The organism is Flavobacterium sp. P1_E4, from assembly GCF_056405915.1.
Map to the genome: position 1 here is coordinate 1 of NZ_JBFUBE010000046.1, position 5,330 is coordinate 5,330.

Below are 5,330 nucleotides of genomic sequence, written 5' to 3' on the forward strand. Positions count from 1 at the left end.
GTAATAGATTCTATTAATTCTAAACCACTAGGGCAAAGCGATTCTGACGAAGTTAGAAAATTAAAAGGATTGATAAGAAGACGTGAATCTTATGCTGCTACAAGATACATCGGTTTGAAAGATGAAAACACACACTTTCTGGACATGCCGTTTTATGAAACAGGAATGGTTCAAAAAAGTCCTTTGGGGCCGAAAGATATTGCCATTGTGAAAGAAATCATCGAGAGAATCAAACCGCATCAAGTATTTGCCGCAGGGGATCTTGCAGATCCACACGGTACCCACGAAGTATGCTTGAATGCCATTTTTGCGGCCATGAAAGCATTAAAATCGAAACCATTCATGAACGATTGTTGGTTGTGGTTGTACAGAGGAGCTTGGCACGAATGGGATATTCACGAAATTGATATGGCCGTTCCATTGAGTCCAGACGAAGTAATGTTGAAAAGACAAGCTATTTTGTACCACCAATCTCAAAAAGACAGAGTGATGTTCCAAGGAAATGATTCGAGAGAATTTTGGGTTAGAGCCGAGGATCGAAATAAAAATACGGCAAAATTATACGATAAATTAGGACTTGCCGAATATGAGGCGATTGAAGCTTTTAAACGTTTTGAGTACTAAATAAAAGGATTTTATGATTTAGTTTAAAGCCAATCGAATAGTATTATTCGATTGGCTTTTGTTTTTTATTTATTTCAAGTTTCATTAATAAATCGGTTTGTTGGTCATTGCCTAGAATAAAAATATGTTTGTCGAATGTTACAAAACCATTTTTGGCATAAAACTGTAAAGCTCTGTGGTTTTCTTCCCAAACGCCTAGCCAAATATAATCGACATGATATTCTTCTGCAACTTTTATAGCTTGGTCGAGTAATAGTTGTCCTATCTTTTTTCCGTGAAAAGCATTTAAAACATAAATACGTTGAATTTCGATTGTTTCGTCTTTTATTACTTCGGTTTGTGCATTTTTCAGGTTTAATTTGAGGTAACCAACAGGTTCGTTATCACAAAAGGCGATGTAAAAAGGAGAGTCAGTATTGTTTATTTCTAAAGTTAATTGAGCTGTATTGAAATTTTCCTGCAGGTATTTCTCCATGTTTTCAGGAGAATTTATTTCAGAGAAAGTTTCGGTAAAAGTTTGCTTACTAATGTATTGAATAGTTTCAAGATTGGATAAGGAAGCTTTTCTAATTTCAATTTTGGACATAGTAATAGAATTGATTTAAAGGATAAAAAATTAGCCATAAATTTCACTAATTTTTTCGAATTTATTCCTAAAAATTAATGAATATTATGACTAAAACTAACTTGTGATTTTGAGAGTGTCTTATAACTATTGTTCCATGTCATCAATGTGCTTGTGTTAAGGTTTCTTTTGTCTCGGGTTTTATGTTTTGGTTCACCCTGAACAAATTATTTGGGTCATATTTATTCTTAATTGTGACCAAACGTTCGTAATTGTCACCATAGGTTGCTTTTATTCGCTCTTCACCTTCATCCATCATGAAATTTACATAGGCGCCACCGGCAGAATAGGGGTGAAGTGCTTCCCAATAGTCTTTCGTCCATTTGGTTATTATTTCTTTATTGACAGGATCTGGATCAATACCCACGATTACCATTGCCCAAGTGGAGTTGCGGTAATTCCATGCAGTATCTTTATTGCTTATTCGTGAAGCTGCGCCGTTGATTGGATACATATGCATGGTGGAAAGAGGTGTGGGCATGGCATGAGCAAATGAAATGTGTTTTGTAATGGCTTCATCACTCAACTCGTTTACGAAGTCGGCACGCCAATACCATTGCAAACCTGTTGGTAACAATCCATCAAAGAGGCTTTGTAGGACTGGGAGAGGTATTGGGCCTACAAAGTCAAGAGCTGGTGTTTTGAAGGCACGAATGGGTTTGAAAATTTCTTCTCCTTTTTCTAAAGATCCAGTGTAGGACCAAACGACTCCACACACTTTTTTTAGGTGAAGATGTTCTGGAAAAGGAGGTCCTGGTGGAACAGTTAGAAATGCAAAAAATCCATTGAGATCATCTGGTGCATCTTTTATCAGTTCACGATACCATTTCATTACATCTTCACTCTCGCTCAATTCATAGAGCATCGGGCCACCATAAATCATCGATATTGGGTGTAGGTTAAACGTAAAGGAAGTCACTACCCCAAAGTTTCCGCCACCGCCTCTTAAGGCCCAAAATAAATCCTGATTTTGATTTGCATTTGCCGTTACAAAGCTCCCGTCAGCCAGGACTACATCGGCAGATAATAAGTTGTCGATGCTCAATCCGCATTTGCGAGAAAGATAACCAAGTCCTCCGCCAAGAGTCAATCCTCCTGCACCAGTAGTAGAAATAATTCCGCCAGGGACAGCCATTCCGAATGCATGGGTTGCGTGGTCAATATCTCCCCAAGTGCATCCGGCTCCTACCATAATCGTTTTAGCTAGAGGGTCAACACGAGTGTATTTTATTAGAGAAAGGTCAATCACTAATCCGTCATCGCAAATCCCTAAACCACCGGCATTGTGTCCGCCACTGCGAATGGAGAGGAGTAATTCGTTTTCTCTCGCAAAATTAACCGACTGAATCACATCAGCCACATCAGCACAACGCACAATCATGCGGGGGCGTTTGTTAATCATGGCATTGTACACTTTTCGGGCATCTTCATAGCCTTCATCTTGCGGTTCTATTATTCCGCCTCTTAAGGTAGCCCTGAAATCCTGAATAGAAGTTTCATTAAGCATAATATATTTTTTTTAAATGTTATATTATTGCAGGTTAAAACTTGAAATGGGACTAAAAAAACAACTCCTTTTTTCGAATAGCACCATAAAATTACACAAATAAATTTAGAAAATTGAATCCATTAAGACCTAATTGTCGCCATAGAATCAGTGTTTTGAATAGATTTATTTCTCTTTTTGATGTCGTTTGTTTTTATATATAAAGTTTGAAAAAAGAGTATTACAAACCGAGGTAAGCACTATAAAATAATTCATATAATTCTCGGAATTCTAGTTCTTGTTGGTTTCTTAAATTTGTATTTTAGAATAGGGTTTTAGTGTCGGAATTTGTATTTTTGGATCATTAATTTTGAAATATGAAAATTGTACTCTCTCCTGCCAAATCGTTAAACTTCGAACAAGAATTACCAACAACCCAACATACAGCATCTTCTTTTTTAAAAGAATCCAGACAGGTTCATAAAGTTTTGAAGCAGCAATCACCTAAAAACTTATCTGAATTGATGTCGATTTCTGAGAAATTGGCTGATTTGAATTGGAAACGAAATCAGGATTGGAAAACTCCTTTTACACCCGAAAATGCACGTCCGGCAGTCTATGCTTTTGATGGCGATGTTTATACAGGATTGGATGCCTATTCGATTCCAATGGAGAAAATGGAACAGCTTCAAGGGACTTTAAGAATTTTATCGGGTTTGTACGGTTATTTGAAACCATTGGATTTAATTCAACCTTATCGTCTTGAAATGGGAACGAAATTACCCATTGGCGAAAGCAAAAATTTATATGAGTTTTGGAAAAAAAATATCACCGCTTCATTGAATAAAGAACTTAAAAAAGGGGAGTTGTTTATTAACTTGGCGAGCAACGAGTATTTTTCGGCGGTGGATGTGAAGGCTTTGAAAGTTCCTGTTATTACTCCAGAATTTAAGGATTACAAGGATGGAAATTTGAAAATAATCAGTTTTTTTGCCAAGAAGGCTAGAGGATTGATGGTACGTTATATTTTGGATACCAATGCTCAAACCCTTGATGATTTAAAAGGATTTAATTACGAAGGCTATCAGTTTGACGCGAATTTATCAAAAGGGAATAACTTGGTTTTTACGAGATAGGTTTTAGAGGGCAGATTGGAGAATTCAGATTTGAGTTTGTCGATGTGCTTTGTGGGCACGGATTACAAATTCGCTATTGGGTCGTTGTTTTTTTGTCTACTTATCGTTTATTAATTTCATTAAAGCGTAAATAAATTGGTCTAATTGTTTTTTAGTTTTGTTGTCTATTAAATTTCCTTGTTCGTCAAACTTTCCTTTTATTCCTTGAATTAGCAAACTTGTTTCGTCCGTAAATTTTGCCATTGCTGTTTTCATTATTAGTTGCAATTCTTCGTGCCCTTTTTGCCCACTTGCCGAAGCCGTTATCAGTCCAGTTGGTTTGTCCGAAAAGATTGTTGTTGCAATACACCATTCGATTGCGTTTTTTAGTCCACTTGGAATGCTAAAAATATATTCTGGTGTACAAATAATTATTCCGTCAGCTTGTTCAATACTTTTTCTAAATTCAATTATTTGCCTTGGTGGTTTGTCGGCTGAAAGTTCTGGGTCAAAATGAGGTAGTAATTTTAGGTCGTTGTAAATTGTCAAGTTAAAATCATTTGTTGCCAAAACTGCGATTTGTTCAACAAGTTTAAGGTTTGCAGAATTTTCGCTGGCACTTCCGATAATTGCTAAAATATTTTTCTTCTCTATCATTAAATTCTGTAAGTTTCTTGTCTGTCGTAATTTTAGGTACAATGAAGGCCAACGTTCTGGCACTACAGCGGGTTTGGGATTAAATTAAGACCATTTTTCGGATTTGCCAAATCTTTCAAATACAAGACCATTTTTCCATTAAGCTAAATGCCCAAATCCGTTGTAGTGGCTGTTACAGGGCGGTTATTTTTGTCGAAATTACGATTTTCACACAAAACTTTCACGCTTCTGTTGGCGATCCAATTTTCACGTTTCTGCTTTTCAGTTCTTAATTTTCGGTCTATTTTTTTAATTATTTACTTTTCGTTTTAAAATTCTGCGCAAAAAAAAAAATCAAGTTTCTGTTTTTCAGCTTTCTGTTGGCAAATTCCAATTTGCAAGTTTCTAATTTGCAAGTTTCTGTTGGTAAGTTTCTGTTGGTAAGTTTCAACTTTTTGGTTTCTGCTTTAAGATTTCAATTTTTCAAGTTTCTGCTGGCAAAATCCAACTTTCACGCTTCTGCTTTGTAAACTTCTTGCGGAAACAAAAGTTTATTTTCTGATTATTTTCATCTGCGTAATTTCGGCATAACTGCCCTGTAACGTCAGTCTGTGAAAAAACCTCCGTTTGTATATCACCAAATATAACAAAAAAGTTGTGTCAAAACAGGAATTTTCGTATTTTTAAGAATGCAGCATATCACAGGAATTTCCCGTCATCAGATGCGTTTTTCTAGTTTAGAAGACGCTATAAGTCCCGATAATCAAGTTCGTTTTATAGATGCTTTTGTGGAATTTATTGACCTCACCAAGCTGGGTTTTGCAATACAAAGTATCAAAGGAGA

At 36.1% G+C, this 5,330-nt stretch carries 4 protein-coding genes and 1 pseudogene; 2 read left to right on the plus strand and 3 right to left on the minus strand.

Features of this window, described 5'->3' with window-relative positions:
• A pseudogene (locus tag AC1DY0_RS18760) lies at window positions 1–624 on the plus strand (glucosamine-6-phosphate deaminase); the annotation flags it as partial.
• Between the two features lie 43 nt (window positions 625–667).
• Here AC1DY0_RS18760 and AC1DY0_RS18765 read toward each other — a convergent pair.
• A complete protein-coding gene (locus tag AC1DY0_RS18765) occupies window positions 668–1,210 on the minus strand; it encodes a GNAT family N-acetyltransferase (protein ID WP_477190107.1) in 543 nt (180 codons plus the stop codon).
• A gap of 142 nt (window positions 1,211–1,352) precedes the next feature.
• A complete protein-coding gene (locus tag AC1DY0_RS18770; RefSeq protein WP_477190108.1) occupies window positions 1,353–2,756 on the minus strand; it encodes an FAD-binding oxidoreductase in 1,404 nt (467 codons plus the stop codon).
• Between the two features lie 356 nt (window positions 2,757–3,112).
• On the opposite strand from AC1DY0_RS18770, the gene yaaA reads away from it, so the two are divergent.
• Window positions 3,113–3,871, plus strand: coding sequence for a peroxide stress protein YaaA (gene yaaA / locus AC1DY0_RS18775; RefSeq protein ID WP_477190109.1), 759 nt, complete (start codon window positions 3,113–3,115; stop codon window positions 3,869–3,871).
• A 96-nt stretch (window positions 3,872–3,967) separates the two neighbouring features.
• On the opposite strand, the gene AC1DY0_RS18780 is transcribed toward yaaA, so the two are convergent.
• Entirely contained in the window at window positions 3,968–4,507 is a 540-nt protein-coding gene (locus AC1DY0_RS18780) for an NADPH-dependent FMN reductase (RefSeq protein WP_477190110.1), read from the minus strand.
• Between the last annotated feature and the right edge of the window lie 823 nt (window positions 4,508–5,330).